The sequence below is a fragment of the Pseudomonas sp. LPB0260 genome (genome assembly GCF_013388395.1).
Map to the genome: position 1 here is coordinate 1,551,577 of NZ_CP058247.1, position 25,602 is coordinate 1,577,178.

23 protein-coding genes are annotated in these 25,602 nt (G+C 67.0%); 10 read left to right on the forward strand and 13 right to left on the reverse strand.

Annotated features, from left to right (window positions below):
• Positions 1-128: 128 nt before the first annotated feature.
• From LPB260_RS06805 to LPB260_RS06825, 5 genes are all read right to left on the reverse strand, one after another.
• Positions 129-647: an Hcp family type VI secretion system effector gene (locus LPB260_RS06805; RefSeq protein WP_108490538.1), complete on the reverse strand. Its 519-nt coding sequence runs from the start codon at positions 645-647 to the stop codon at positions 129-131.
• 342 nt (positions 648-989) lie between these two features.
• Positions 990-1,193, reverse strand: a complete 204-nt coding sequence (rmf, locus tag LPB260_RS06810) for a ribosome modulation factor (protein WP_208707938.1) — start codon at positions 1,191-1,193, stop codon at positions 990-992.
• Between the two features lie 111 nt (positions 1,194-1,304).
• A complete protein-coding gene (gene gshA / locus LPB260_RS06815) occupies positions 1,305-2,885 on the reverse strand; it encodes a glutamate--cysteine ligase (RefSeq protein WP_208707939.1) in 1,581 nt (526 codons plus the stop codon).
• A 220-nt stretch (positions 2,886-3,105) separates the two neighbouring features.
• A complete protein-coding gene (locus LPB260_RS06820) occupies positions 3,106-3,492 on the reverse strand; it encodes a PaaI family thioesterase (protein ID WP_208707940.1) in 387 nt (128 codons plus the stop codon).
• A gap of 3 nt (positions 3,493-3,495) precedes the next feature.
• Complete coding sequence (locus LPB260_RS06825) at positions 3,496-5,823, reverse strand: Tex family protein (RefSeq protein ID WP_208707941.1); 2,328 nt, start codon at positions 5,821-5,823, stop codon at positions 3,496-3,498.
• Positions 5,824-6,046: 223 nt separating this feature from the next.
• Here LPB260_RS06825 and ompR point away from each other — a divergent pair, with 223 nt between their 5' ends.
• Together ompR and LPB260_RS06835 are read left to right on the forward strand one after the other, a co-directional pair.
• Entirely contained in the window at positions 6,047-6,781 is a 735-nt protein-coding gene (ompR, locus tag LPB260_RS06830; RefSeq protein ID WP_208707942.1) for a two-component system response regulator OmpR, read from the forward strand.
• Between the two features lie 58 nt (positions 6,782-6,839).
• The gene (locus tag LPB260_RS06835; protein WP_208707943.1) at positions 6,840-8,153 is read left to right on the forward strand and encodes an ATP-binding protein; all 1,314 of its coding nucleotides are present in this window, start codon (positions 6,840-6,842) and stop codon (positions 8,151-8,153) included.
• A gap of 37 nt (positions 8,154-8,190) precedes the next feature.
• Here LPB260_RS06835 and rimK read toward each other — a convergent pair whose 3' ends face one another.
• Entirely contained in the window at positions 8,191-9,096 is a 906-nt protein-coding gene (gene rimK / locus LPB260_RS06840) for a 30S ribosomal protein S6--L-glutamate ligase (protein WP_208707944.1), read from the reverse strand.
• Positions 9,093-9,527 carry an ATP-dependent zinc protease gene (locus LPB260_RS06845; RefSeq protein WP_256625651.1) on the reverse strand — a complete coding sequence of 145 codons (435 nt, stop codon included), beginning with the start codon at positions 9,525-9,527 and terminating at the stop codon, positions 9,093-9,095. Before LPB260_RS06845 ends, rimK begins: the two co-directional genes overlap by 4 nt.
• Before the next feature lie 149 nt (positions 9,528-9,676).
• On the opposite strand from LPB260_RS06845, the gene LPB260_RS06850 reads away from it, so the two are divergent.
• Positions 9,677-10,075, forward strand: a complete 399-nt coding sequence (locus tag LPB260_RS06850; RefSeq protein ID WP_208707946.1) for an RNA-binding S4 domain-containing protein — start codon at positions 9,677-9,679, stop codon at positions 10,073-10,075.
• Here LPB260_RS06850 and LPB260_RS06855 read toward each other — a convergent pair.
• Positions 10,063-10,893: a phosphatase PAP2 family protein gene (locus LPB260_RS06855; RefSeq protein ID WP_208707947.1), complete on the reverse strand. Its 831-nt coding sequence runs from the start codon at positions 10,891-10,893 to the stop codon at positions 10,063-10,065. The two genes, LPB260_RS06850 and LPB260_RS06855, sit on opposite strands and share 13 nt — an antisense overlap.
• A 97-nt stretch (positions 10,894-10,990) precedes the next feature.
• Between LPB260_RS06855 and hslO the strand changes: the two genes are divergently transcribed.
• Both hslO and LPB260_RS06865 read left to right on the forward strand, forming a co-directional pair.
• Entirely contained in the window at positions 10,991-11,884 is an 894-nt protein-coding gene (gene hslO, locus LPB260_RS06860) for an Hsp33 family molecular chaperone HslO (RefSeq protein WP_208707948.1), read from the forward strand.
• Between the two features lie 158 nt (positions 11,885-12,042).
• Positions 12,043-13,584: a phosphoenolpyruvate carboxykinase gene (locus LPB260_RS06865; protein ID WP_208707949.1), complete on the forward strand. Its 1,542-nt coding sequence runs from the start codon at positions 12,043-12,045 to the stop codon at positions 13,582-13,584.
• Positions 13,585-13,768: 184 nt separating this feature from the next.
• On the opposite strand, the gene LPB260_RS06870 is transcribed toward LPB260_RS06865, so the two are convergent.
• On the reverse strand, positions 13,769-14,527 hold the full coding sequence (locus LPB260_RS06870) for an ABC transporter substrate-binding protein (RefSeq protein WP_208707950.1): 759 nt from the start codon (positions 14,525-14,527) through the stop codon (positions 13,769-13,771).
• A 172-nt stretch (positions 14,528-14,699) separates the two neighbouring features.
• Here LPB260_RS06870 and LPB260_RS06875 point away from each other — a divergent pair, with 172 nt between their 5' ends.
• A complete protein-coding gene (locus tag LPB260_RS06875; protein WP_208707951.1) occupies positions 14,700-16,646 on the forward strand; it encodes an ATP-dependent DNA helicase RecQ in 1,947 nt (648 codons plus the stop codon).
• Here the strand turns inward: LPB260_RS06875 and LPB260_RS06880 are convergent.
• Genes LPB260_RS06880 through LPB260_RS06895 form a run of 4 tightly spaced genes read right to left on the reverse strand, consistent with a single transcriptional unit; the run spans position 16,643 to position 20,105 of the window.
• Positions 16,643-17,260 (reverse strand): ABC-type transport auxiliary lipoprotein family protein, encoded by a 618-nt coding sequence (locus LPB260_RS06880; RefSeq protein ID WP_208707952.1) that lies wholly within the window; start codon positions 17,258-17,260, stop codon positions 16,643-16,645. The two genes, LPB260_RS06875 and LPB260_RS06880, sit on opposite strands and share 4 nt — an antisense overlap.
• Positions 17,257-18,174 (reverse strand): MlaD family protein, encoded by a 918-nt coding sequence (locus LPB260_RS06885; RefSeq protein WP_208707953.1) that lies wholly within the window; start codon positions 18,172-18,174, stop codon positions 17,257-17,259. Before LPB260_RS06885 ends, LPB260_RS06880 begins: the two co-directional genes overlap by 4 nt.
• Positions 18,175-18,963, reverse strand: coding sequence for an ABC transporter ATP-binding protein (locus LPB260_RS06890; protein WP_208707954.1), 789 nt, complete (start codon positions 18,961-18,963; stop codon positions 18,175-18,177).
• Positions 18,960-20,105 (reverse strand): ABC transporter permease, encoded by a 1,146-nt coding sequence (locus tag LPB260_RS06895; RefSeq protein WP_208707955.1) that lies wholly within the window; start codon positions 20,103-20,105, stop codon positions 18,960-18,962. Before LPB260_RS06895 ends, LPB260_RS06890 begins: the two co-directional genes overlap by 4 nt.
• A 240-nt stretch (positions 20,106-20,345) precedes the next feature.
• On the opposite strand from LPB260_RS06895, the gene LPB260_RS06900 reads away from it, so the two are divergent.
• The 4 genes from LPB260_RS06900 to LPB260_RS06915 all read left to right on the forward strand — a co-directional run bounded on the left by LPB260_RS06900 (position 20,346) and on the right by LPB260_RS06915 (position 25,593).
• Positions 20,346-20,507, forward strand: a complete 162-nt coding sequence (locus tag LPB260_RS06900) for a hypothetical protein (RefSeq protein ID WP_208707956.1) — start codon at positions 20,346-20,348, stop codon at positions 20,505-20,507.
• 372 nt (positions 20,508-20,879) lie between these two features.
• A complete protein-coding gene (locus LPB260_RS06905) occupies positions 20,880-21,221 on the forward strand; it encodes a cupin domain-containing protein (RefSeq protein ID WP_208707957.1) in 342 nt (113 codons plus the stop codon).
• Positions 21,222-21,458: 237 nt separating this feature from the next.
• Positions 21,459-21,869, forward strand: coding sequence for an HPF/RaiA family ribosome-associated protein (locus tag LPB260_RS06910; protein WP_208707958.1), 411 nt, complete (start codon positions 21,459-21,461; stop codon positions 21,867-21,869).
• Positions 21,870-22,269: 400 nt separating this feature from the next.
• Positions 22,270-25,593: an EAL domain-containing protein gene (locus LPB260_RS06915; protein WP_208707959.1), complete on the forward strand. Its 3,324-nt coding sequence runs from the start codon at positions 22,270-22,272 to the stop codon at positions 25,591-25,593.
• Positions 25,594-25,602 lie beyond the last annotated feature (9 nt).

The window sequence follows — 25,602 nt, forward strand, 5'->3', positions numbered from 1 at the left end:
CGCCGCCGTTATAACCCAGGCGCAGCCAGGTGAACGTGCGGACTCGACTTTTTCGCGGATTTCCTTGCTGCTGAAACACCTCGGCCAGGACGATGCCTGGCCGAGGTCAGCATTACCGCTCGATCACCTTAGGCGGAGATCGGGGTACGCCAGTCGTCGGAGCCGGAGGTGCCGGAGACTTCGTGGGTCCAGACGATCTTGCGGTAGGTGAAGTAGACGTCTTCCAGGTGGGTGAAGTGGGACATGTTCGGGTCCTGGCAGTTCGGCATGCGCGACTGCACGTCGACGATCACCGCGTCTTCCAGTTCGATGGTGAAGTAGTGCTCCTGGGTACCGGTGGAGGAGGTGCGGTACCACTCCAGGCGGCACTTGCTCAGACGCTCACCGGAGGTCAGGGAGTTGAAGATCAGCGGCGAGGACTTGTCGAACACCTTGGTGATCATCAGCGGCTTGTGCACGCGCTGGCCGGTCGGCTGGCCGGACTGCGGGTCACGCGGGATGATCACCTGGTGGTTGAAGGCTTGAACCAGAATCTGATCTTCGTGACCTTCCTGGAAAATGTTGCCGACCGAGTCCTCGGTGAAGGTGCCAGCGGTGATCAGACCTTGTTTGGTGCCTTCGAGGGACAGATACGCGGGTGTTGGCATGAGTGCTCTCCTTGCCTGGTTCATGGATCCAGTTGATCCGGGAGCCGGGTCTATAGCGAGTACCGTGCCATCAATTAAAAATCATTTAAAAACAATTACTTGCGATATCTGTTCGATTGCCTTGCCAGGCTGTTGCGAAGGGCGTCACGAAATATTGCGCAGAGTCTGGCGCAGGCCTGCGCAGGAGCTTGCGCAGTACCGCTAAGGGGCAGCCAGGGCAGGCGCTCGGCGGGCTTATCCACAGTCTTGTGTGAGGTGGGGTGCGCAATAAATTGCGCACTCGGCGACAGCGCGGGGGGCTGTAGGTCTGCAGCTTGATGGGCCAGGGCGAGCGGCGTTGGTTCAGGCGCTCTTCTGCTGGCGCAGCAGTTGGCCGTGGCCGTCATCCCAGCCGGCCTCCCAGGCAGCGCTGGGAACTTCCGCGGTATAGGGCAGGTTGCTGGTGGGTTGGCCGGTCAGGCCGGCCATGTAGCCCTGCTGGTAAGCCTTGTTCAGGCTCTCCAGGCTCCACTGGCGGTCATCGTCGGGTTGGGCGTCGGACGCCATGGGCACAGCTCGCGTTACGTTCACTGTGCCCATGCTAGCCGCGCCGGCCGGTGATTACCGGGCCGCCGGTCCCGGTTTTGACGCCGCTGGCGTTTTTTGTGACCGGATCGACTAAACCGCCAGGGCCAGGATGCTGGCCTGGTAGGCCGCGGCGAAGCTGTCGAAGTCGCCTTCTTCCTGGGCCTCCAGCTCCGCCTGGTCGCGCAGCGATCGGGCGGTTGCCGCCTCCAGTGCGGCCTGTTGCTCGGCGCTCAGCGGCTGGCTACGGAAGTACTCGGCGTGCTGCTTGCTCTGGCGCAGGGCGAACTGGGTGAAGCTTTCGCCCTGCTGCAGCTGGGCCAGCACCTGGGCCGAGGGCGTCAGGCTGGTGTCGGCGACCTTGGCGCGCTGCGCCTGCAGGGCCTGTTCGTGGGCGTCGCCGCCCAGGTTGTGGTCGAGCAGTTCGGCCAGTGGCTGGATCTGCGCGAGCAGTTCCTCGGCCCACTGCTGCAGCGCCACCGGTTGGCCCTGGCGCTGCAGCTGCAGGCCGGGACGACGACCCTCCTTGACCACCGAAAGGAAGTTGTCGGTGCAGGCGTGGCACTCGTCACTCTCCAGCAGCGGGCTGTCCTGCAGGGCGCAGAACAGCAGGAAGGCGTCGAGGAAGCGCGCTTCGTTCAGGTCGATGCCCAGGGGCAGGAAGGGGTTGATATCCAGGCAGCGCACCTCGACGTACTGCACGCCGCGAGCCATCAGCGCCTGGATCGGCCGTTCGCCGCTGGCGGTGACGCGCTTGGGGCGGATATTCGAGTAGTACTCGTTCTCGATCTGCAGGATGTTGGTGTTGAGCTGCTGCCACTCGCCATCCTTGTGGGTGCCGGCTTCGACGTAGGCGGGGTAGGGCGTGGCGACGGCCTGGCGCAGGCTGTCGATATAGCTGCCGAGGTCGTTGTAGCAGGGCGTCAGGCCGGCCTGGGCGTTGCTCTGGTAGCCCAGGTCGCTCATGCGCAGGCTGGTGGCGTAGGGCAGGTACAGGGTGTCGGCGTCGAGCTGCTGCAGGCCATGGGGGCGGCCGCGCATGAAGCCGGCGTCCAGCGCCGGTGAGGCGCCGAACAGGTACATCAGCAGCCAGCTGTAGCGGCGGAAATTGCGGATCAGGCCGATGTAGCGCGCCGACTGGTAGTCGCGCGGGCTGCGCGGGTCGCCTTCGGCCTGCTGCAGCACGGCCCACAGCCGGTCTGGCAGGGAGAAGTTGTAGTGGATGCCGGCGATGCACTGCATGGTCTTGCCGTAACGCAGCGCCAGGCCCTTGCGGTACACGTACTTGAGCCGACCGATATTCGAGTCGCCGTAGCGGGCGATCGGGATCGTCTCCTCGTCCGGCAGGGCGCAGGGCATCGACGGGCTCCACAGGTATTCGCCGTCGAGCTTGCTGTAGGCGTAGCGGTGAATCTGCTCGAGGTCGGCCAGGGTGGTGGCCGGGTCGGGCTCGGCCGGGGTAATGAACTCCAGCAGTGCCTCGGAGTAGTCGGTGGTGATCTGCGGGTGGGTCAGTGCCGAGCCCAGTTTCTGCGGGTGCGGGGTCAACGCCAGCTGGCCGTCACTGTCGACGCGCAGGCATTCGCGCTCGATGCCGTGCAAGCACTGGGAAAGCAGGGAGAGGTTGGCGCGCTCGCCGAGCAGGGCCAGGCGGCGGGAGAACAGGTCGCTCAAGATTGCATTCCTTCACGCGTCGATCGGCCCAATATGGGGGTGGAACGCTTGCTCTACAAGGGGGAATCGGTAACGGCGATTTGCGCCGTGGCCCGCCGGAGCGGACTGCCGTCTGCCTACCCTAGACCAGCCGGGACGGATGCAGTTATACCCAGGCGAAGGTCGCTTGCGCCTCAGCGACCCGCTTCTCGCCCCGATCCATCCCGGCCCCAGGTGCGGCTCATTTGCAGATGAAGGTGGCCTGGGCCGTGGCGACCAGTTTGTCGCCCTGCTGCACCCGCGCCTCCAGCACATGCACCTTGCGCCCGGCATTGAGCACGCGGGCGTTGCAGGCGATCTCGCCTTCTTCGACCGCGCGGATGTAGTTGACCTTGCACTCCAGGGTCATGCTGCCGGCCTGGCCACCGAACAGGCTGTGGCTGGCCTGGCCGAGCGCGGTGTCGATCAGCGAGAACAGCGCGCCGCCGTGCATGCGCCCGTGCAGGTTGAGCAGGTGATCCTGCATGCTCATGCGCACCTGGGATTCACCGTTCTCGGCCTTGTCGATGGTCATGCCGAGCAGCTTGCTGAACGCGCTGTCCTGGCCGACCGGGGAGGTGGTGCTCATGGCTTACTTCCTCAATTGCTTGGCGTTGGCGAACAGCGCGGCCATGGCATTGTTGCCCTCGGCCGGCTTGTCCTGGCTGGAATGGCGCTCGCTGCGCGGCGTGTTGCCACGCTTGCCGCCACCGCGGGATTGCCCGCCACGCGTCCCGTCGACCTTCTCGCCGGGGGTGTCGCCCATGCGCATGGACAGGGCGATGCGGTTGCGCGGGATGTCCACCTCCATCACCTTGACCTTGACCACGTCGCCGGCCTTGACCGCCTCGTGCGGGTCCTTGATGAACTTCTCCGACAGCGCCGAGATGTGCACCAGACCGTCCTGGTGCACGCCGATGTCGACGAAGGCGCCGAAGTTGGTGACGTTGGTCACCACGCCCTCGAGGATCATTCCCAGCTGCAGGTCCTTGAGGGTCTCGACGCCTTCCTGGAACGCGGCGGTCTTGAACTCCGGGCGCGGGTCACGGCCGGGCTTCTCCAGCTCGGCGAGGATGTCGCCGATGGTCACCAGGCCGAAGCGCTCGTCGGTGAACTGCTTGGGGTCGAGGCGCTTGAGGAAGGCCGCATCGCCGATCAGCGAGCGGATGTCGCGGCCGGTGTCGGCGGCGATGCGCTGCACCAGCGGATAGGTTTCCGGGTGCACCGCCGAGGCGTCCAGCGGGTTGTCGCCGTTCATCACGCGGAGGAAGCCGGCGGCCTGTTCGAAGGTCTTCTCGCCCAGGCGCGAGACCTTCTTCAGTTCGTCGCGGGTCTTGAACGCGCCGTTGGCGTCGCGGTGCGCGACGATGTTCTGCGCCAGGGTCGCGTTGAGCCCGGAGATGCGCGCCAGCAGGGCGGCGGAAGCGGTGTTGACGTCGACGCCGACGGCGTTCACGCAGTCCTCCACCACGGCATCGAGGCTGCGCGCCAGCTTGAGCTGGGAGACGTCGTGCTGGTACTGGCCGACGCCGATGGATTTCGGGTCGATCTTCACCAACTCGGCCAGCGGGTCCTGCAGGCGGCGGGCAATGGACACCGCGCCGCGCAGCGAGACATCCATGTCCGGAAATTCTCTGGCGGCCAGCTCCGAGGCGGAGTACACCGAGGCGCCGGCTTCACTGACCATCACTTTGGTCAGCTTGAGGCCCGGCAGTTTTTTGATCAGCTCGGCGGCCAGCTTGTCGGTCTCGCGGCTCGCAGTACCGTTGCCGATCGAGATCAGGTCGACGGCGTGCTTGGCGCACAGCTTGGCGAGGACCGCCAGGGTGCCGTCCCAGTCATTGCGCGGCGCATGCGGATACACGGTGGCGGTTTCCAGTACCTTGCCGGTGGCATCCACGACCGCCACCTTGCAGCCGGTGCGCAGACCCGGGTCCAGCGCCAGGGTGGCGCGCGGGCCGGCCGGGGCGGCCAGCAGCAGGTCGTGCAGGTTGCGCGCAAAGACATTGATGGCTTCGTCTTCAGCCGCTTCGCGCAGCTCGCCGAGCAGGTCGGTTTCCAGGTGGGTATAGAGCTTGACCTTCCAGGTCCAGCGCACCACCTCGCCCAGCCACTTGTCGGCGGCGCGGCCGCGCTGCTCGAGGCCGAAGCGTTCGGCGATCATCACCTCGCACGGATGCAGGGTGCCGGGCAGTTCCTCGCCGACCTTCAGGCTGGCGCTGAGGATGCCCTCGTTGCGCCCGCGGAAGATCGCCAGGGCGCGGTGCGACGGCGCGCTCTTGAGCGGCTCGTCGTGTTCGAAGTAGTCGCGGAACTTGGCGCCTTCCTCTTCCTTGCCGGCCACCACCCGGGCGCTGAGGGTGGCGTGGTCCTTGAGGAAGCTGCGCAGGCTGCTGAGCAGAGTGGCGTCCTCGGCGAAGCGCTCCATGAGGATGTACTTGGCGCCTTCCAGCACCGCCTTGACGTCGGCGAAGCCCTTTTCCGCGTCGACAAAGCGTGCGGCTTCCTGGTCCGGGGTCAGGCTCGGGTCGTTGAACAGCGCATCGGCCAGTTCGCCGAGACCGGCTTCCAGGGCGATCTGGCCCTTGGTGCGGCGCTTCTGCTTGTAGGGCAGGTAGAGGTCTTCGAGGCGCGTCTTGGTGTCGGCCAGGTTGATCTCGCGGGCCAGTTCCGGGGTCAGCTTGCCCTGCTCCTCGATGCTGGCGAGGATGCTGGCGCGGCGATCGTCCAGCTCGCGCAGGTAGCGCAGGCGCTCTTCCAGATGGCGCAGCTGGGTGTCGTCCAGGCTGCCGGTGACTTCCTTGCGGTAGCGGGCGATGAAGGGCACGGTCGAGCCTTCGTCGAGCAGCGCCACGGCGGCGGCGACCTGTTGCGGGCGCACGCCCAGTTCTTCGGCGATGCGGTTGTTGATGCTGTCCATATAGAGCTACCCACACTGAAACGAAAAACCGGCCACGCAGACCACGGGCCAGACAAGAAGCGGCGCATTATAAACACCGCCCGCCAGGCTGCTGGGAACCGTTCGGGGAAAAATCTGCTAACAATGGCCGGCCCGCCGCGCCCGGTGGCTGAGCCATAATGCCGAGCATGCAAGCTGTCTGCGCCTCCCTCGGGCCAGACAGATCCCCGGTCAAGGAGCCTCTATGAGTAGCACCGCCCCCTCCCTTGAAGGCGAGAAAATCCTCGTCGTCGACGACGACGCCCGCCTGCGTCGCCTGCTCGAGCGCTTCTTCGACGAGCAGGGCTACCGGGTGCGCACGGTGGAGAACGTCGAGCAGATGGACCGCCTGCTGTCGCGCGAGCTGTTCAACCTGGTGGTGCTCGACCTGATGCTGCCCGGCGAGGACGGCCTGTCCGCCTGCCGCCGCCTGCGCGAGAGCAACAACCAGGTGCCGATCATCATGCTCACCGCCAAGGGCGACGAGGCCAGCCGCATCCAGGGCCTGGAACTGGGCGCCGACGACTACCTGGCCAAGCCGTTCAACCCGCGCGAGCTGCTGGCGCGGATCAAGGCCGTGCTGCGCCGCCAGGCGCCGGTGGTGCCGGGCGCGCCGGGCAGCGAGGACGAGACGGTGAGCTTCGGCGACTACCAGCTGTCGCTGGCCACCCGCGAGCTGAAGAAGGGCGAGGAAGTGCACATGCTCACCACCGGCGAGTTCGCCGTGCTCAAGGCCCTGGTGCAGCATGCCCGCGAGCCGCTGACCCGCGACAAGCTGATGAACCTGGCCCGCGGCCGCGAGTGGGACGCCCTGGAGCGCTCCATCGACGTGCAGATCTCACGCCTGCGCCGGCTGATCGAACCGGACCCGTCCAAGCCGCGCTATATCCAGACGGTCTGGGGCGTGGGCTATGTCTTCGTCCCGGACGGTAACAAGTAGTGCCGGGCGCTCCCTTCTTTTGCGTTGCGGGCCGCCGTCAGGCGGTCGTCGAACAGCCATGAAGACCCCGCTGTGGTTCCCGCAAAGCTTCTTCGCCCGCACCCTCTGGCTGGTGCTGGTGGTGGTGCTGTTTTCCAAGGCACTGACCCTGGTCTATCTGATGATGAACGAGGACGTGCTGGTCGACCGCCAGTACAGCCACGGCGCGGCCCTGACCCTGCGCGCCTACTGGGCGGCCGACCCGGAGGATCGCCAGACCATCGCCCGCGCCGCCGGCCTCAAACGGGTGGCCGAGCATCGGGTGCCGGCCAGCGAGCAGCACTGGCCCTACAGCGAGATCTTCCAGCGCCAGATGCAGGCCGAACTGGGCCCGGATACCGAGGTGCGGGTGCGTGCCAAGAGCCCGCCGGCGCTCTGGGTGCGGGCGCCGGCGCTGGGCGAGGACTGGCTGCGGGTACCGCTGTATCCGCACCCGCTGCGCGGCCAGCGGATCTGGAGCGTGCTCGGTTGGTTCCTCGGCATCGGCCTGCTGTCCACCGCCGCGGCCTGGATCTTCGTGCGCCAGCTGAGCGCGCCGCTCAAGCGCCTGGTGTTCGCCGCCCGGCAGATCGGCCAGGGGCGCAGCGTGCGCCTGCCGGTGAGCGACACGCCGAGCGAGATGACCGAGGTCTACCGCGCCTTCAACCAGATGGCCGAGGATGTCGAACAGGCGGCGCGCGAGCGTGAGCTGATGCTCGCCGGGGTGTCCCACGACCTGCGCACGCCGCTGACCCGCCTGCGCCTGTCCATGGAGTTCCTCAACAGCGACTCGGAGCTGACCGACGACATGGTCCGCGACATCGAGGACATGGATGCGATTCTCGACCAGTTCCTCGCCTTTATCCGCGACGGGCGCGACGAGCCCCTGGAAGAGATCGACCTGCGCGAGCTGATCCGCGAGGTGGTCGCACCCTACAACCAGCAGCGGGAGCTGGTGCGCCTGTGCCTGGAGCCGCTGCCGGTGATTCCCGTGCGCCGGGTGTCGATCAAGCGCCTGCTGGTCAACCTGATCGAAAACGCCCTGCGCTACGGCGGCGATGCGGTGGAGGTGGCCGCCTCGCTGTCCGGCACGCACAACGCGCCCTACGTGGTGCTGAGCGTGCTCGACCGTGGCACGGGCATCGATCCGGCGGAACTGAGCAGCATCTTCAATCCCTTCATTCGCGGCGACCGTGCCCGCGGTGGGCAGGGCGCCGGGCTCGGCCTGGCCATCGTCAAGCGCATCGCCGCCCTGCACGGCGGCAGCGTCGAGCTGCGCAACCGCTCCGGCGGCGGTCTGGAAGCGCGGGTGTGCCTGCCGCTGGGCCTGCTGCTGCCGCGCGACGCGGCGTGAGCGCCGGCAGAGCGCTGCAGCGACCCTGGAGGCGGGGCTAGCCGCGGCCCTTGGTGCGGGTCAGGTGCGGCATGGCGGTCTTTTCCATGTACTCGATGATCATCCCGGCGACGTCCTTGCTGGTGGTGGTTTCGATGCCCTCCAGGCCTGGGGAGGAGTTCACCTCCATCACCAGGGGGCCGTGGTGGGAGCGCAGGATGTCCACCCCGGCGACCGACAGACCCATGACCTTGGCCGCGCGCAGGGCGGTCATGCGCTCCTCCGGGGTGATCTTGATCAGGCTGGCCTCGCCGCCGCGGTGCAGGTTGGAGCGGAACTCGCCCGGCTTGGCCTGCCGCTTGATCGCCGCGATGACCTTGTCGCCGACCACGAAGCAGCGGATGTCGGCGCCGCCGGCCTCCTTGATGTACTCCTGCACCATGATGTTCTGCTTGAGGCCCATGAAGGCCTCAATCACCGACTCGGCGGCCTTCTGGGTTTCGCACATGACCACGCCGATGCCCTGGGTGCCCTCCAGTACCTTGATGATCAGCGGCGCGCCGTTGACCATCTGGATCAGGTCGGGGATGTCGTCCGGCGAGTGGGCGAAGCCGGTCACCGGCAGGCCGATGCCCTTGCGCGAGAGCAACTGCAGCGAGCGCAGCTTGTCCCGCGAGCGGGTGATGGCCACTGATTCGTTGAGCGGGAACACCCCCATCATCTCGAACTGGCGCAGCACCGCGCAGCCGTAGAAGGTCACCGAGGCGCCGATGCGCGGAATCACCGCATCGAAGCCTTCCAGCGGCTGGCCGCGATAGTGGATCTGCGGCTTGTGGCTGGCGATGTTCATGTAGGCGCGCAGGGTGTCGATCACCACCATCTCGTGGCCGCGCTGCTGCCCGGCTTCGACCAGGCGGCGGGTGGAATAGAGGCGCGGGTTGCGCGACAGGACAGCGATTTTCATGGGGCACCCGGAAGGTCGAGAAGCGAGGGTTTGTCTTGAACATAGGTCAGCGCCGGGTTGACCACCAGCTGGCCGTCGATCAGCGCCTTGGAGCCGAGCAGCACGCGGTAGCGCATGGTCTTGCGGCAGGTCAGGGTGAATTCCACCGGCCAGTGGCGGTCGCCGAGGATCAGCAGGGTACGGATCGTGTAGCGGCTCTGCACGTGGCCGGTGGAGCTCTTGATGCGCTTGACCGCCACCAGCGGCGCCTCGCAGCGATGGCGCCGCTGCACCAGGGTGCCGAGGTGCGCGGTGAAGCGCACCCAGTCGGCGCCGTCGCGCTCGAACGGCTGGATATCGCTGGCGTGCAGGCAGGAGGTGCTGGCGCCGGTGTCGATCTTCGCGCGCAGGCCGACCATGCCCAGTTCCGGCAGGTTGATCCATTCGCGCAGGCCGATCACGCTGAGATGGTCGAAGGTCTTCACACTGGGCAGATTCCGTTGGGCCTGACTGGCCTATGGTCCCGGCATTCTAGTTGTGCCCCGGGACAACTGCATCAGGCAGAATCGTGGCCTGGCAGCATTTTTTGATCGAGAGAGCGATGAGCGAGAAAGACGACGACAGGGTGCGCCTGGACAAGTGGCTGTGGGCGGCGCGCTTCTACAAGACCCGCGCCCTGGCCAAGGCGGCGATCGAGGGCGGCAAGGTGCATTGCCGGGGCGAACGCTGCAAGCCGAGCAAGGAGCCGAAGGTCGGCGATGAACTGCAGATCCGCAGCGGCTTCGACGAGCGTACGGTGGTGATCCAGGCGCTGTCGGTGGTGCGGCGGGGGGCGCCGCAGGCCCAGGAGCTGTACACCGAGACCGCCGACAGCCTTGCCCGCCGCGAGCTAGCCGCGGCGCAGCGCAAGGCCGGCGCCCTGGGCGTGCAGACCGATGGTCGGCCGACCAAGAAACAGCGGCGCCAGCTGCACCAGTTTCGCGGCAGTCAGGACGACTGAGGCGCGCCCGACTGTGGCGTGTGCTGCGGCGAAACCACCTGCAGTCGGTTGATCAGCGGCAGCCGTTGCAGCGGCGCCCATAGCGGCTGACAGGCCCATTCCAGGCCCCTGGCGATATGCCCGGCGAGCGGCGTGCAGTAGCCCCAGGCGAAGCTGACCAGGGCGATGAACAGCCCGCCGACCGCCACGTCCACCAGCCAGTGGGCGCCGGCGACCAGGCGCGGCAGCATGAACAGCACCACCAGTGCCAGGCTCACCGCCAGCTTCCAGCCACGGCTGAACAGGGCCATGAACAGGCCCCAGAGCAGCAGCACCGAGGCATGGTCGCCGGGGAAGCTGCGGCTGGAGCGGTCCTTGAGTTCGAACAGGCGCTCCAGCTCGGGGAAGGCGCCGCTCAGATGGAAGCTGCCAGGCACCTGCATCGAGGGGCTTTCGTGCTGCCATCCGAGCAGGGTGACCAGCTTGCTGAACACCACGCGCACCACCAGCAGCACCACCAGCAGGGCAATGAAGGTGAACAGCGCCGGGCGCAACTCGCCTGTGCGGAACGCCCAGCGCGTGTGCAGCAGCAGGCTGAGCATCAGGCCGCCGATCAAGGCGTCGCTGGGGCGCAGGCTGGTCAAGGCCCAGAACCAGTCCCATAGCGGGTAGTGATTGAGCGAGCCATTGAGGCTCTGGAACAGCCACAGGTCGGCGGCGTCCCACAGTGCGCGGGTGGCTGGCAGCAACCAGCTGGCGAGCAAGGCGGCGGCCAGCAGGTTGAGACCGAGCAGGGCCGGCCATCGCCAAGTGGCTTGGATACGGTTGTCTTTATTCATAGAATGTCGCTCCTTAATCTTCCCTGATCGTAATGGCGCCGCGCTTTATATAGATGCAGCGCCATTTTGTCATCTGTTGTTCACATCTGGTTGCCCCATGCACGATTTCGATCACACCCAGCGTTTCCTGTTCGACGATACCGATGTCCGCGGCGAGCTGGTCGGCCTGGGCGCGAGCTACCAGCATGTGCTGGCCAAGCACCCCTATCCGCAGCCGGTCGCCCAGTTGCTCGGCGAATTGCTGGCCGCGGCGTCGCTGCTGATCGGCACCCTGAAGTTCGACGGCCTGCTGGTGCTGCAGGCGCGCTCGTCCGGCGCGGTGCCCTTGCTGATGGTCGAGTGCTCCAGCGATGGCGAGTTGCGTGGCATTGCCCGCTACCACGCCGAGCAGGTGGCCAGCGATGCCGGGCTGGCCGAGCTGATGCCCGATGGCGTGCTGGCGATCACCGTCGACCCGAAGAATGGCCAGCGCTACCAGGGCATCGTCGACCTGGAAGGCGCCACCCTGGCCGACTGCCTGACCAACTACTTCGCCACCTCGGAACAGCTGCCCACGCGCTTCTGGCTGTGCGCCGACGGTCAGCGCGCCCGCGGTCTGCTGCTGCAGCAGCTGCCGGCCGACCGCCTGAAGGAAGCCGAGGCCCGCGAGGCCAGCTGGCAGCACCTGGTGACCCTGGCCAGTACCCTGACCACCGAGGAACTGCTCGGCCTGGACAACGAAACCCTGCTGCACCGCCTCTATCACGAGGAGGCGCTGCGCCTGTTCGAGCCGCGCCAGCTGTGCTTTCGCTGCAGCTGTTCGCGCGAGCGCTCGGCCCGGGCGCTGATCAGCCTGGGGCAGGCCGACGCCGAGCTGCTGCTCAGCGAGCATGCCGGGCGGGTGGTGATCGACTGCCAGTTCTGCAACCAGCAATACGGTTTCGATGCCGCCGATGTCGCCCAGCTGTTCGCCGGCGGCGGCAGCGAGGAACCCTCGGATACGCGCCACTGAGGCGATAGCGGGCGCCTATCGGCCCGCTTGGCGGATCGGGTACTGCCAAGGAATGTGCTTTCTGGCATACTCCCGCGACTTTTTATCGCTGTAGTAGTGCGCAAACCTTTACTACAAAACGTTTGGAAGACTCGGCCCGCGGGCCGACGGGGACTCACATGACGCAAGCCAACAACGCCGTGTACACCGACATCAGCGCCGCCCAACTGGTCGAAGAAGCCCTCCGTCGCGGCGAAGGCGAACTGGCCGCCAACGGTTCTCTGGTGGTCCGCACCGGCCAGCGCACCGGCCGCTCGCCGGCCGACCGCTTCATCGTTCAGGAGCCGAGCACCGAGGCGAAGATCGCCTGGGGCCCGATCAACCGGCCATTCCCGGCGGACAAGTTCGATGCCCTGTGGGACCGTGTGCAGGCGTTCTCCGATGCCCAGGACAGCTTCGTCTCCCACGTTCACGTAGGCTCCGCCGAAGCGCACTACCTGCCGGTCAAAATGACCACCGCCACCGCCTGGCAGAACCTCTTCGGCCGCTGCCTGTTCATCGAGCCGGCGCAGTACAACCCGGCCGCCAAGGCTGAGTGGCAGGTGCTCAACGTCGCCAACTTCGAGTGCGTGCCCGAGCGTGACGGCACCAACTCCGACGGTTGCGTGATCATCAATTTCGCCGCCAGGAAGGTGCTGATCGCCGGCATGCGCTACGCCGGTGAAATGAAGAAGGCGATGTTCAGCGTGCAGAACTTCCTGCTGCCGGACGCCGACGTGCTGCCGATGCACTGCGCCGCCAACATCGGCGAGGACGGCGACGTCACCCTGTTCTTCGGCCTGTCCGGCACCGGCAAGACCACCCTGTCGGCGGACGAGTCGCGCTACCTGATCGGCGACGACGAGCACGGCTGGGGCGAGGGCGTGGTGTTCAACATCGAGGGTGGCTGCTACGCCAAGTGCATCGACCTGTCGGAGAAGAACGAGCCGGTGATCTGGAAGGCCATCCAGTTCGGCGCCGTGCTGGAAAACGTGGTGCTCGATGAGCAGCGCAACCCGGACTACGCCGACGACAGCCTGACCCAGAACAGCCGCGCGGCCTACCCGCTGAGCCATGTCGAGAAGCGCAGCGAGCGCAACCTCGGCGGCGAGCCGAACGCGGTGATCTTCCTCACCTGCGACCTCACCGGGGTGCTGCCGCCGGTGTCGATCCTCGACGAAGAGCAGGCCGCCTACCACTTCCTGTCCGGCTACACCGCGCTGGTCGGCTCCACCGAAATGGGCTCGGGCAGCGGCATCAAGTCGACCTTCTCCACCTGCTTCGGCGCGCCGTTCTTCCCGCGCCCGGCCGGCGAGTACGCCGAGCTGCTGATCAAGCGCATCCGCGGCTTCGGCTCCAAGGTCTACCTGGTCAACACCGGCTGGACCGGCGGCGGCTATGGCGTCGGCAAGCGTTTCAACATCCCCACCACCCGTGGGGTGATCGCCGCCATCCAGAGCGGCGCGCTGATCGGCACAGAGACCGAGCACCTGCCGATCATCAACCTCAACGTGCCGAAGTCGGTGCCGGGCGTCGAAACCAACCTGCTCAACCCGCGCAACACCTGGGCCGACCAGAACGCCTACGACGAGGCCGCCAAGGCCCTGGCCAAGTTGTTCATCGACAACTTCCAGAAGTTCGAGGTCAGCGACGCGATCAAGAACGCCGGCCCGCAGCTCTAAGCCGTCAGCGCGTCACGGAAAACCGCCTTCGGGCGGTTTTTTTGTATGCGTCTGCCAGGTAGAGCCAGCACCGGAAGAACTGTTGCGGTGAATCGGTCGACAGCCTGTGCTGCCTATCACGCCGGGGTGTTGAACTGTCTGCCTCGCGACGGCCGTTGTCCGTTGCAGGGGGAGGCGCCGGGGCTTACTCAGCCAGCAGCTTTCTTAGCTGTTGCTCGCGGATCGCCGGCAGGGATTGCCAGATGGCCTGAGTCAGTTGCGGGTTCTGTTGCCGAAACTGGTGGGAGAACACCAGATAGGAGTCATCCTCGTAGTACGTCTGTGGCAGCAGCTTGACCTGCTCGGTGAGGCCCAGGGTACGCAGCATATTGAGGCCGATGCTGCGCTCGCTGACATAGCCATCCAGGCGGTTCAGCGCCACCAGCTGCAGGCCGATCTTCACCGAGCGCACCGTCTCGTCGAGTACGCCGGCCTTTTTCAGGCTGTGCCAGACCACATAGCCAGGCGGCGCCCCCAGGCCGGTCTTGATACCGCTGAACTGCTGGCCATCGTAGCGCAGCTCGCCGGCCAAGGGGACGAACACCCGATACTCCTCGCGCCACAGGCGCAGTTCGGGGTCTGGCGCGGACTGCGCCCGTTTATTGGCCTTAGGGAAGGCGCCCCAGGCGTCGCGCTCGCTCGACCAGAAGGCAGCCGCTATGGCATCGACCTGGTTCTTGCGCAGCATGGCGAGGCAGCGTTTCCATGGATGGCGCAGCAGCGTCACCGGCTCGGCGTGTTCGGCCGCCGCGGCGCGGGCGATGTCAGGCAGCAGGCCGGAACGGCCATCGATATCTTGTTTGAGCAGCAGGGGCAGGTAGTCGGCATCTTCGACGCAGAGGCTCAGAGCCTCGGCCGACAGGCTGATTGAAAAGCCCAACAGAACAACAAGCCAGGCCTTCATGGGCAGTCCCCCTGACGGGTGGTCAACAGCACAAGGTTAGTTGGCCATCTACCTGGGGTAAAGCCGCTGTCGCCCGGCTTCTGGCTGTCTGGGCGTGTGTGCCGGGCCAGCACCGGGGAATGCTCTTACAATAGCCGGGCGCCTGTTTCCGGCCAGCCACGAGGAATGCCCGATGTTGCTGCACAGCCTCGCCGAAGTCTTCGGCTTTCACCAACTGCGTCCCGGTCAGGAGGCGGCGATCGGCGCGGTGCTGGCCGGGCGCTCGGCGGCGGCGATCTTTCCCACCGGCTCCGGCAAGTCGCTGTGCTACCAGCTGCCGGCCCTGCATCTGCCGCACCTGACCCTGGTGGTGTCGCCGCTGCTGGCGCTGATGCAGGACCAGCTGGCCTTTCTCGCCCGTCACGGCATCAATGCCGCCAGCATCGACTCGGCGCAGAGCCGCGAGCAGACCGCCGAGGTGATGGAGCGCGCCCGTGCCGGCGAGCTGAAGATCCTGATGATCTCGGTGGAGCGCCTGAAGAACGAGCGCTTCCGTAACTTCATCGGCCAGGTGCCGATCTCCCTGCTGGTGGTCGACGAGGCTCACTGCATCTCCGAGTGGGGCCACAACTTTCGCCCGGACTACCTCAAGTTGCCCGACTACCAGCGCCAGTTCGCCATTCCCCAGGTGCTGCTGCTGACCGCCACCGCCACGCCGCAGGTGGTGGCCGACATGCAGCGCAAGTTCGCCATCGAAGCGCAGGACGTGATCACCACCGGCTTCTACCGGGCCAATCTCAACCTGCTGGTCGAGCCGGTGCGCGGCGACGACAAGCGCCGCCGCCTGGTCGAATGGCTGGCGCCCCGGGCCGGGCAGCCGAGCATCGTCTACGTGACTCAGCAGAAGAGCGCCGAGCAGATCGCCGAGCACCTGAGCCGGCACGGCATCGCGGCCAGCGCCTACCACGCCGGCATGGCTCACGAGCAGCGCGAGGCGATCCAGCGCCGCTTCATGGCCGGCCAGGACAGCTGCATCGTCGCCACCATCGCCTTCGGCATGGGCATCGACAAGAGTGACATCCGCAATGTGGTGCACTTCGACCTGCCCAAGTCGATCGAGAACTACAGCCAGGAGATCGGCCGTGCCGGGCGCGACGGCCGCCCCTCGGACTGCCTGGTGCTGGCCAATCGCGACAGCCTCAGCCTGCTGGAGAACTTCGTCTACGGCGACACCCCGGAGCTTGCGGGCATCGAGCGGGTGCTCGAGGAGCTGCTGGGCTGCGCGCAGGACGGCCAGTGGGAGCTGATGCTGAATGCCCTCAGCGAGCAGAGCAACATCCGCCCGCTGCCGCTCAAGACCCTGCTGGTGCAGCTGGAGCTGCGTGGCATCATCGCTCCGCGTTACGCCTATTTCGCCGAGTACCGCTTCAAGTACCTGATCGAGCCGCAAGCCCTGCTGGACCGCTTCGACGGCGAGCGCCGGCAGTTCGTCGAGGCCCTGGTCGCCAGCGCGACGCGGGCACGCACCTGGTGCACCCTGGACTTCGAGGCGCTGTATCAGCGGCACCGGGCCGAGCGCAGCCGGGTGGTCAAGGCGCTGGACTATTTTCAGGAACAGGGCTGGATCGAGCTGGAAAGCAAGCAGATGACCGAGGTCTATGCGCTGCTCGACCCGCACTTCGACCCGGAGGCGCTGGGCGCCGAGCTGCATCGGTATTTCCGCCAGCAGGAGGGCAGCGAGATCGCCCGCATCCAGGCCATGCTGGCGCTGTTCGAGAGCGCGCAGTGCCTGAGCCGGCGCCTGGCCGACTACTTCGGCGACGAGCAGGCGCCGGAGCGCTGCGGCCACTGTTCCGTATGCGCCGGCCGGGTCGCCCGGCTGCCGCCGCCACCGGATCTGCCGGCGCTGGCCGGGCAGGACCTCGACCGGCTGTGTGGCGATTTCATCCAGCGCTACCGCCAGGCCCGTGGCGAGGCGCCCAGCGGCGAATGCCTGACGCGCTTTCTCTGTGGCGTCAGCGCGCCGCTGCTGACCAAACTCAAGGCGCGCAGCCTGCCCGGCTTCGCCGCGCTGCAGGCCTACCCCTACGCGGCGGTGCGCGACTGGGTGCGGGACGGGCTGCAGCCGGCTGCCGACTAATCCCGGGCGCGGGTGGCCTGGCCCTGTTCCAGGGCCCACTGCACCAGCTGCGCGGTCAGCCGGTCCGCGGCCGCGCCGAGGGCGCTCACCATCGCCGCCACCGAGCGCCCGGACGCCGCCTGGCGCACTTCGAAACGGCGGCTGGCGAGGATGCGCCGGCTGCCGCCCTGTACCAGACGCGCCTCCAGGCGGATGTGGGCCTCGGGCCGCTGGCCGTGGTAGTCGCCTTGGAAGCTGCGCAGGTCGCTGTCCAGCAGGAGGTCGGCGCGCAGGCCGCTGCTGTCGCTGCTCAGCGCGGCCAGTCGGCCGTCGTCGCGAAAGCCATCTAGCAGCCGGTCGCGCAGCAGAAGGCTGGCGCGGTCGACCCAGCGCGCGCCCTGGTAGGCGCTGAGCCGGTCGCCCTGGGGCAGCACGGCGATCCGCGTGCTGTCGAGCAGGGCGCTGGCCGCGGGAGTGTTGACCCGCAATGCCCAGTCGCTGCGCACCCCGGCGTGCGCCTGGCTGGGCAGGGCGCTGGCCGGCAAGCGATAGAGGTCCAGCGGTTCGCTTTCGGGCAGTACCGAGCAGGCGCCGAGCAGGCCGCCCAGCAGCAGGGCGCAGAGCATCCGGCTCATGGCTGGAACTCCTGTAGCCGCTCGCCGCGCAGCAGGTAGCCGGCGGGGTCCTGCTCCAGGCGGCGGGAGAACGAGCGCAGCGCGCCGAGGGTGTCGCGCAGCTCGTGGATGGCCGGGCCCAGCTCGCCGAGGCCTTGCAGGCCGCTGTCGAGCGCCTCGCGATTGTCGCCGAGCAGGCGCTCGAGGTTCCGGCTGCTGCGCTCCAGCGAGGCCATCAGCCGCTCGGTGTTGGCCAGGGTCTGGCGGCCCGGGCCGTCCAGCAGCTGGTTGGCGCTGCGCATCAGCTTGGCCGTTTCCTGGCTGGCGGCGCCGAACTCTTGCAGGGTCAGGCGCAACTGGTCGCGTCGCTCGGCGACGCTGGCGGTGGTCCGTTCCAGGTGTTCGAGGGTGCGCGACACGCGCTCGATATTGGCGTCGGAGAGCAGCCGGTCGGCGCGTTTGAGCAGGCCGCTGAGGCTCAGCAGCAGGTCGTCGCCATTGCTCATCAGCTGTGCCAGTACCGAGCGTTCGGCGATGATCTGCGGCGGCTGCTCGCCGTCGCCCAGGAGCCTGGGACTCTGCGGCGTGCCGCCGAGCAACTGGATCACCGCGATGCCGGTGATGCCGGTGATCGTCAGGCGCGCGCGGGTGTCCTGCTTGATCGGTGCCTGGCTGAGCACGCGAATGCGCGCGTGCACCTTGCGCGGGTCCTCGGGATCGAGCTCAAGGCTGGCCACCTCGCCGATGGTGATGCCGCTGTATTGCACCGCGCTGCCCTTGGACAGGCCGCTGACGGTCTCGTCGAAGACCACCACGTAGTCGCTGAGCGCCTGGTCGACCGTGGACTTGTTCAGCCACAGGGCGAACAGCAGTGCGGCGGCGAGGCTCAGCACGGCGAACAGGCCGATCAGCACATGGTGGGCGCGCGGTTCCATTCAAGGGCTCCCCGGCGCGCCGGCGGCGGCCCGTTCGGCCGCGCGTCCACGCGGGCCGTGAAAGTAGTCGCGAATCCACGGGTCGTCGAAGGCGGCGACCCGCTCCAGGCGGTCGGCCACCAGTACCCGCTGCCGCGCCAGCACCGCCACCCGGTCGCACAGGCTGTAAAGCACGTCGAGGTCGTGGGTGACCAGCAGCACGCTCAGCCCCAGGGCATCGCGCAGGGTGCGCAGCAGCTGGTCGAAGGCGCCGGCGCCGATCGGGTCGAGGCCCGAGGTCGGCTCATCGAGAAACAGGATCTCCGGGTCCATGGCCAGGGCGCGGGCCAGGGCGGCGCGCTTGACCATGCCGCCGGACAGTTCGCCCGGGTACTTGCCGCCGGCCTCCAGCGGCAGGCCGACCAGCGCCAGCTTGACCCGGGCCAGGCGCTCGGCCGCCGGACGGGGCAGGCCGGCATGTTCGATCAGCGGCAGGGCGATGTTCTCGGTCACCGTCAGCGAGGAGAACAGCGCGCCGCGCTGGAACAGCACACCGAAGCGTCGTTCCATGCGCGCGCGCCGGGCCGGCGGCAGGTGCAGCAGGTCCTCACCGAACACGCGGATCTGGCCGGAAGTGGGCTGGCGCAGGCCGAGGATGCTGCGCAGCAGCACCGACTTGCCGGTGCCCGAGCCGCCGACCACGCCGAGCACCTCGCCGCGCAGCAATTGCAGGTGCAGGTCCTGGTGCACCACCTGAGTACCGAAGCGGTTGCACAGGTCGTGCACCTCGATGATCGGCTCGGCGCTCACCAGCCCATCTCCATCAGGAACAGCGCAGCCACGGCGTCCAGCACGATCACCACGAAGATCGACTGGACCACGCTGGAGGTGGTGCGTTCGCCCACCGACTGGGTGCTGCCGGTGACCTTGAAGCCTTCCAGGCAGCCGATCACCGCGATCAGGAAGGCGAACAGCGGCGCCTTGGCCATGCCCACCAGGAAGTGCCGCACGGCGATGTTCTCCTGCAGGATGGCCAGGTACATGCTTGGCGTGATGTCCAGGCTCAGGGCGCAGACCACGGCGCCGCCGAGGATGCCGCTGAGCATGGCGACGAAGGTCAGGATCGGCAGGGCGATCAGCAGCGCCAGCACCCGTGGCAGCACCAGCAACTCCAGGGGGCTGAGGCCGAGGGCGCGGATCGCGTCGATCTCCTCGTTGGCCAGCATCGAGCCGATCTGCGCGGTGAAGGCGCTGGCCGTGCGGCCGGCCATGAGGATCGCGGTGAGCAGCACGCCGAACTCGCGCAGGAAGGAGAAGGCCACCAGGTTGACCGTATAGAGGGTCGCGCCGTAACCGGCGAGCACGGTGGCGCCGAGGAAGGCCACCACGGCGCCGACCAGGAAGGTCAGCAGGGCGACGATGGGCAGCGCGTTGAGCCCGCTCTGCTCCAGGTGCACGACCAGCGAGGTGACGCGCCAGCGACGTGGGCGCCACAGGGTGGCGAACAGGGTGGCCAGGGTCAGACCGATGAAGCCGAGCAGGGCGCCGCTCTGTCGCCACAGCCCCTCGAGGGCCGCGCCTATGGTGCCGAGCAGCTCGAGCAGGGTCGAGGGCCGCCGTGCCGGCTGCCCGCCCGCCACGCCGGCCATGGCCTGGCACACCACCTGCAGCAGGGCGCGGCGCTCCTCGGGCAGCCCCGGGGCGCTGGCCGCCAGCTCGGCCAGGCGCTGGCTGCCGAGCAGTTCGACCAGCAGCGCCGCGCCGGCGGTGTCGAGCGCGCCCAGTCCGCCCAGCTCGACCGCCGCGGCGTCCGGCAGGCTGCCGCGCAGCGCCTGCACCTGGGCTTGCAGTGCGGTGTAATGGACCAGGGTCCAGTCGCCGCCGATCCGCAGGCCCGGTGCGGCGTGCCTACCGCGCGACTGGCACGGGGTGATGTACGGGGTGGTGCTCATAGGCCCAAGCTTAGTTCGCGGTGGTCACCTGCGACGGTTCGACGGTTCGACGGCATGCGGGGCTATCGATGGCGCCGTGGCCAGGGCACTTGCTTGCCGGCCGATGAGTCCTGCGCTCACCCGATTGGGGGACTTTGCCGGCGGCGGCGGGTCGGCTATCCTGCGCGACGTGCGTCACAACTCGGCCTGCTGCACGGCCGACCCACCTGTTCGATTGGCAATGGAAGAAAGGACTCGACCATGAAAGAACAACGCAAACTCCCGGCGCTACGCGCGCACATCGACCAACTGCTCGGCAAGGGCTGGGTCATTGCCGGCCGCAATCCGCTGGCGCTGCGCAAGGGCCGCAAGAGCTGGGTGGTCAACCACGGCATGCTGATCAGCGAAGACCTCGCCGCCTGACTTCCCCTCCCGAGCGCTGATGCACCCTGGCCTATGGCCGGCGGCGCCTCGGCGCTCGCTCCGGCCGATGCAATACTCGCGCAGCTGCGACCGCGAGATCTTCCTAACCCCGACGCATTAGCCCGGTCGCGGCGCCCGCAGCGGATGCCGGCTTCGCTGGGGTGAACATCGACCGTGCAACTCGAACAAAAAAGGGCATGCCGCGGGCGTGCCCTTTTTCGTTGGCGCTTGTGGCCGGCGGAGAGCTCGATGGTGGGCGGTCGATGGGCTGCGCGTTTCCAGGCAGTTGGGGGTCGACTTCAGACATTCGCGTCACGCGTTGCAGCGCTAGCTTAGCCGGGTGCTATTTCAGCCCGACAACGTGGAGCAGACATGCAACCGATCACCGTTCTTCGCGACACCACCCCCGTCCCGGTCCTCGACGCCTGCAAGTGGGAGCGCATCGGCGGCGACCCGCACACCGTCAACCTTAATGCCTACACCTCGGAAGACGGCAAGAAGATCATGGGCACCTGGATCTGCACCCCCGGCAAGTGGCGGGTGGCCTACGACAAGTGGGAGTACTGCCACTTCCAGGAAGGCTACTGCATCATCACCCCGGACGGTCAGGAGCCGATCCACCTCAAGGCCGGCGATATCTTCGTGGTCGAGCCGGGCATGACCGGCACCTGGGAAGTGGTCGAGACCGTGCGCAAGTACTTCGTCTTCGCCTGATTGGCTGGCCGAAGCGTCCGGCCCGGCGATTGCGGGTCGGCCGCTTGCGGCACTGGCTTGTTCGGCGCGCATCTGTTAATCATGGAGGCGTCGGTGTTTGTTGGCCGATTGCATCTGGCTAGAGCCGTGCGCTGCAGTCCCACGCAGCCGGCGCCGCGACAGGAGGGCATGCAATCGACTGTAACCCCGGCCCCGCAACACCTCGAACGAACACCCAGGTCAAAACGAGGAAGCCCTATGCAAGTACAAGTGAACATTCATCAGATCGAAGGCGACGCCCGACTTCAGAAGTGGATAGGTTCGACCCTAACCGACAGGCTCGAGCGCTACTCCGATCTGCTTACCCGCATAGAAGTGCACATCAGCGACGAGAACGCCCACAAGTCCGGGCCGGATGACAAGCGCTGCCAGATCGAGGCCCGCCCCAAGGGGCAGCAGGCGATCTCGGTGACCCACAAGGCTCAGGACCTGGAGCAGGCCGTCGACGGCGCCAGCGAAAAAATGCGTCACGCGCTCGAGCATCTGGTCGGCAAGCTGGAGGCCAGGGCGACCTCGGCCAAACGCCTCGATAACGGCGAAGAGGAGCCGGTCGACGCCTTGCTGCAGGAAGAGTTTCTGGCCAAGCAGGAAGAGTTGGACCGGGCGTAACGCGCCCCTTCCCAGTTATCCAACTGATTAGCAAGAGGGGTTCCCACGCAGGTGGGAACCCCTTTTTCATGGGCCGCCGCGTCGTTCCCTGGGCAGGACCTCCGCTGCACCCATGGAAGTGTTCCCTTCGGTGCTACGACCATTGACGGGTTGACGCCTTACGCACCGAACTGCAGACACTGTGCGGGGCGCGTACATAGCCGAGCGGCGCCCGCGGGAGCGCCGCGTGGTGCCTGGCCGAGCAAGGACCGACGCACTGTGGCGTCATCTGTCATGAATGGCATAATCATGGCGTCAATAATTTGCGTAACTTTGTTTACGCCAGGTCCGCCGTCTTGTGCTCCAACTGGCGGTCATGGCTCGAGGGTTTAGTCGATCTATAGAGCAGCAGGTGATAACAATGAAAGAACCAGAGCTGCCGAACAACGAATCCGAGCGCATGGCCGCGCTCCAGGCCACTGGCCTGCTGGACTCCCCGGCCGAGGAGCGCTTCGACCGGATCACCAGGCTCGCCGCCCAATTCTTCGACGTGGGCATCTGCCTGGTGTCCCTCGTCGATGCTGAGCGGCAATGGTTCAAGTCCAGGCACGGGCTGGACGAGGAGCAGACCCCCAGGCGCCTTTCCTTCTGCGCCCATGCCATTCTCGGCACCGATATTCTCGAGGTTCCCGATACCCTGCTCGACCCGCGCTTCGCCGACAGCCCGGTGGTGACCGCTGCGCCCTTCGTCCGCTTCTATGCCGGTGCGCCAATCAGGTCGCGTAGCGGCCATGCGCTCGGCACCCTGTGCCTGGTCGACAGCCGGCCCCGGCGGCTGAGTGCGGCGCAGCGGCGGGCGCTGCGCGACTTCGCCGATTGCGTCGAGCAGGAGATCAACCTGCTCAGCGACAACGCCCTGCAGCGACAGCTGGCCGTCAGCCGCGAGCGCAGTGCGGCGGTGCTGCAGGCCCTGCCCGACATCGTCCTGCTGGTGAGTCGCGACACCCGGCTGATCGAGTGCATGGAGCATCCGGACCTGCCGGCGGCGCCCGAACAGCTGATCGGCCGCACGCTCGCCGAGGTGCTGCCGCCCGCCGCTGCCCAGGTCCTTTCCAGCAAGCTCGACGAGGCCTTCGCCACGGGGCGACTGGTCTGCTTCGACTACGAGCTGGAGGTCGCCGCTGGGCGCGCCAGCTTCGAAGCGAGAATCACCCGTATCGATCCCGACGAGGCGGTGCTGATCGTGCGCAACACCTCGCACATCACCCGCGCCCAGGCCGAGCTGGGGCGCCTGTCCGAGGTGGCCCGGCAGACCACCAATGGCGTGGTGATCTGCGCAGCGGATGGTCGGGTGGTGTGGATCAACGAGGCGTTTGCCCAGCTCACCGGCTTCACCCTCGACGAGATGCTCGGGCGGCGTCCCGGCGATCTCCTGCAGGGGCCGGACACCGACCCCGACGCGGTTGTGCACATGCGCCAGGCCTTGCGGGCGCGGCGCAGCTTCAAGCTCGACGTACTCAACTACCACAAGAACGGCGCGGCCTACTGGGTGCGCATCGCCTGCAACCCCCTGCTCGACCGCCACGGCAACTTCGACGGCTTTATCGCCATCGAGTCCGACGTTACCCAGGAGAAGCGCGACGCCGAGCGGATCGCCAACAGCGAGCGCCTGCTCGGCGCCGTGGTGGACGCCAACAGCATCGGCACCTGGAAGGTCAACCTCAAGACCGGCGAGCTGACCGTCAACCGTATCTGGGCTGGCCTGCTCGGCTATACGCTCGAGCAATTGCAGCCGATCAGCATGGACACCTGGGAGCGCCTGACCCACCCCGAGGATGTCGCCCAGTGCAAGGCGCTTCTGCAGGGTTTTGGCCGGCAATCCGAGGATTACTTCCAGGCCAATGTGCGCATGCGTCACGCCGATGGACGCTGGGTGTGGATCAACATGCGCGGGCGCGTGGTGGCCCGGACGGCGGCCGGCAAGATCGAGGTCATGCTGGGCACGCACTTCGACATCAGTAGCCAGGTGCACGCCGAGCAGAGTCTGCGCGAGCAGTCCGAGCGCATGCGGGTCATCGTCGACAACATGCTCGATGGCGTCATCTCGATCGACGCCAAAGGCACGATCAAGTCGTTCAACGCCGCGGCGCAAGGGATCTTCGGCTACTCCGCTGCCCAGGTGCTGGGGGAGAACATCAGCATGCTGATGCCGGAGCACCACCACCCGCGCCAGGACTTCTACGTGAAGAACTACCTGGCCAACTATATGCGCGGCATCGCCGGGACCCAGTTGCAGCTGGACGGCGTGCGCGCGAACGGCCAGCGATTCCCCGCGGAAATAGGGGTGTCACAGGTTCAGCAGGACAGCGAGCTGCTGTTCATCGTGATAGTGCGCGACATCACCCAGCGCCGCCAGGACGAGCATGAGATTCGCCAGCTGGCCTTCTACGACGCCCTGACCATGCTGCCCAACCGCCGGCTGCTGCTGGACCGACTGGAGCAGGCCCTGGCGGCCAGCAAGCGGCACCGGCGCTACGGCGCCTTGCTGTTCCTCGACCTGGACAATTTCAAGAAGCTCAACGACACCGCCGGGCATGCCCAGGGCGACCTGCTGCTGCAACAGGTGGCCGAGCGCCTGCGCCGCGCGGTCAGGGAGGGCGATACGGTATCGCGCCTGGGCGGCGACGAGTTCGTGGTGATGATCGAGGAGCTCGGCGCCGATGTGGACGAGACGGTGAACCATGCCGAGCATATCGCGCAGAAAGTCCTCGCGGCGCTGAGCAGAAGTTTCGACCTGGCGGGTAACGAGTATCACAGCACCCCGAGTATCGGCGTCACCCTGTTCCAGGGCAGCTCCAGCAGCGAGGATGTGCTCAAGCAGGCCGACATGGCGATGTATCAGGCCAAGGCCTCGGGCCGCAACAGCATCCGCTTCTTCGATCCGGCGATGCAGGTCGCGGCGATGACCCGGATCAGTCTGGAAAGGGATCTCCACGATGCCCTGCAGCAGCGCCAGTTCGAGCTCTACTACCAGCGCCAGGTCGATCAGTCCGGGGCCACCGTCGGCGCCGAGGTGCTGTTGCGCTGGCGCCACCCGCAGCAGGGATTCGTATCCCCGGCGAACTTCATTCCGGTGGCCGAGGAAACCGGGCTGATCGTGCCCATCGGTCGCTGGGCGCTGGAGGAGGCGTGCCGCTGCCTGGCGCGCTGGGCGGCGGACGCGCGGAAATCGGCGCTGACCATCGCGGTGAACATCAGCGTGGCGCAGTTTCTCCGCGAGGACCTGGAGCAGACGGTGCTCGCCGTGCTGCGGGAGACAGGCGCCAATCCGGCGCGGCTCAAGCTGGAAATCACCGAGAGCCTGCTGGCCAGCGACATCCACCGGATCACCGCGCAGATGGCGGCGATCCGTCGCCACGGCGTGATCTTTTCCCTGGATGACTTCGGCACCGGCTACTCGTCGCTGACCTACCTGAAGCGGCTGCCGCTCAACCAGCTGAAGATCGACCAGAGCTTCGTGCGCGACATCCTCCGCGACAGCAACGACCTGGCCATCGCCCAGACCATCGTCGCCCTGGCCGAGACCATGGGCCTGGACGTGATCGCCGAGGGGGTCGAGACCCAGGCGCAGCGCGCCTTGCTGCACGAGATCGGCTGCAACCACTACCAGGGCTATCTGTATGGCCGGCCGCAGTGCCTGGCGGAGTTCGAGCAAGGCTTCAGCGCCGTCAGCTTCGCCGATTGAGGCGCCTCG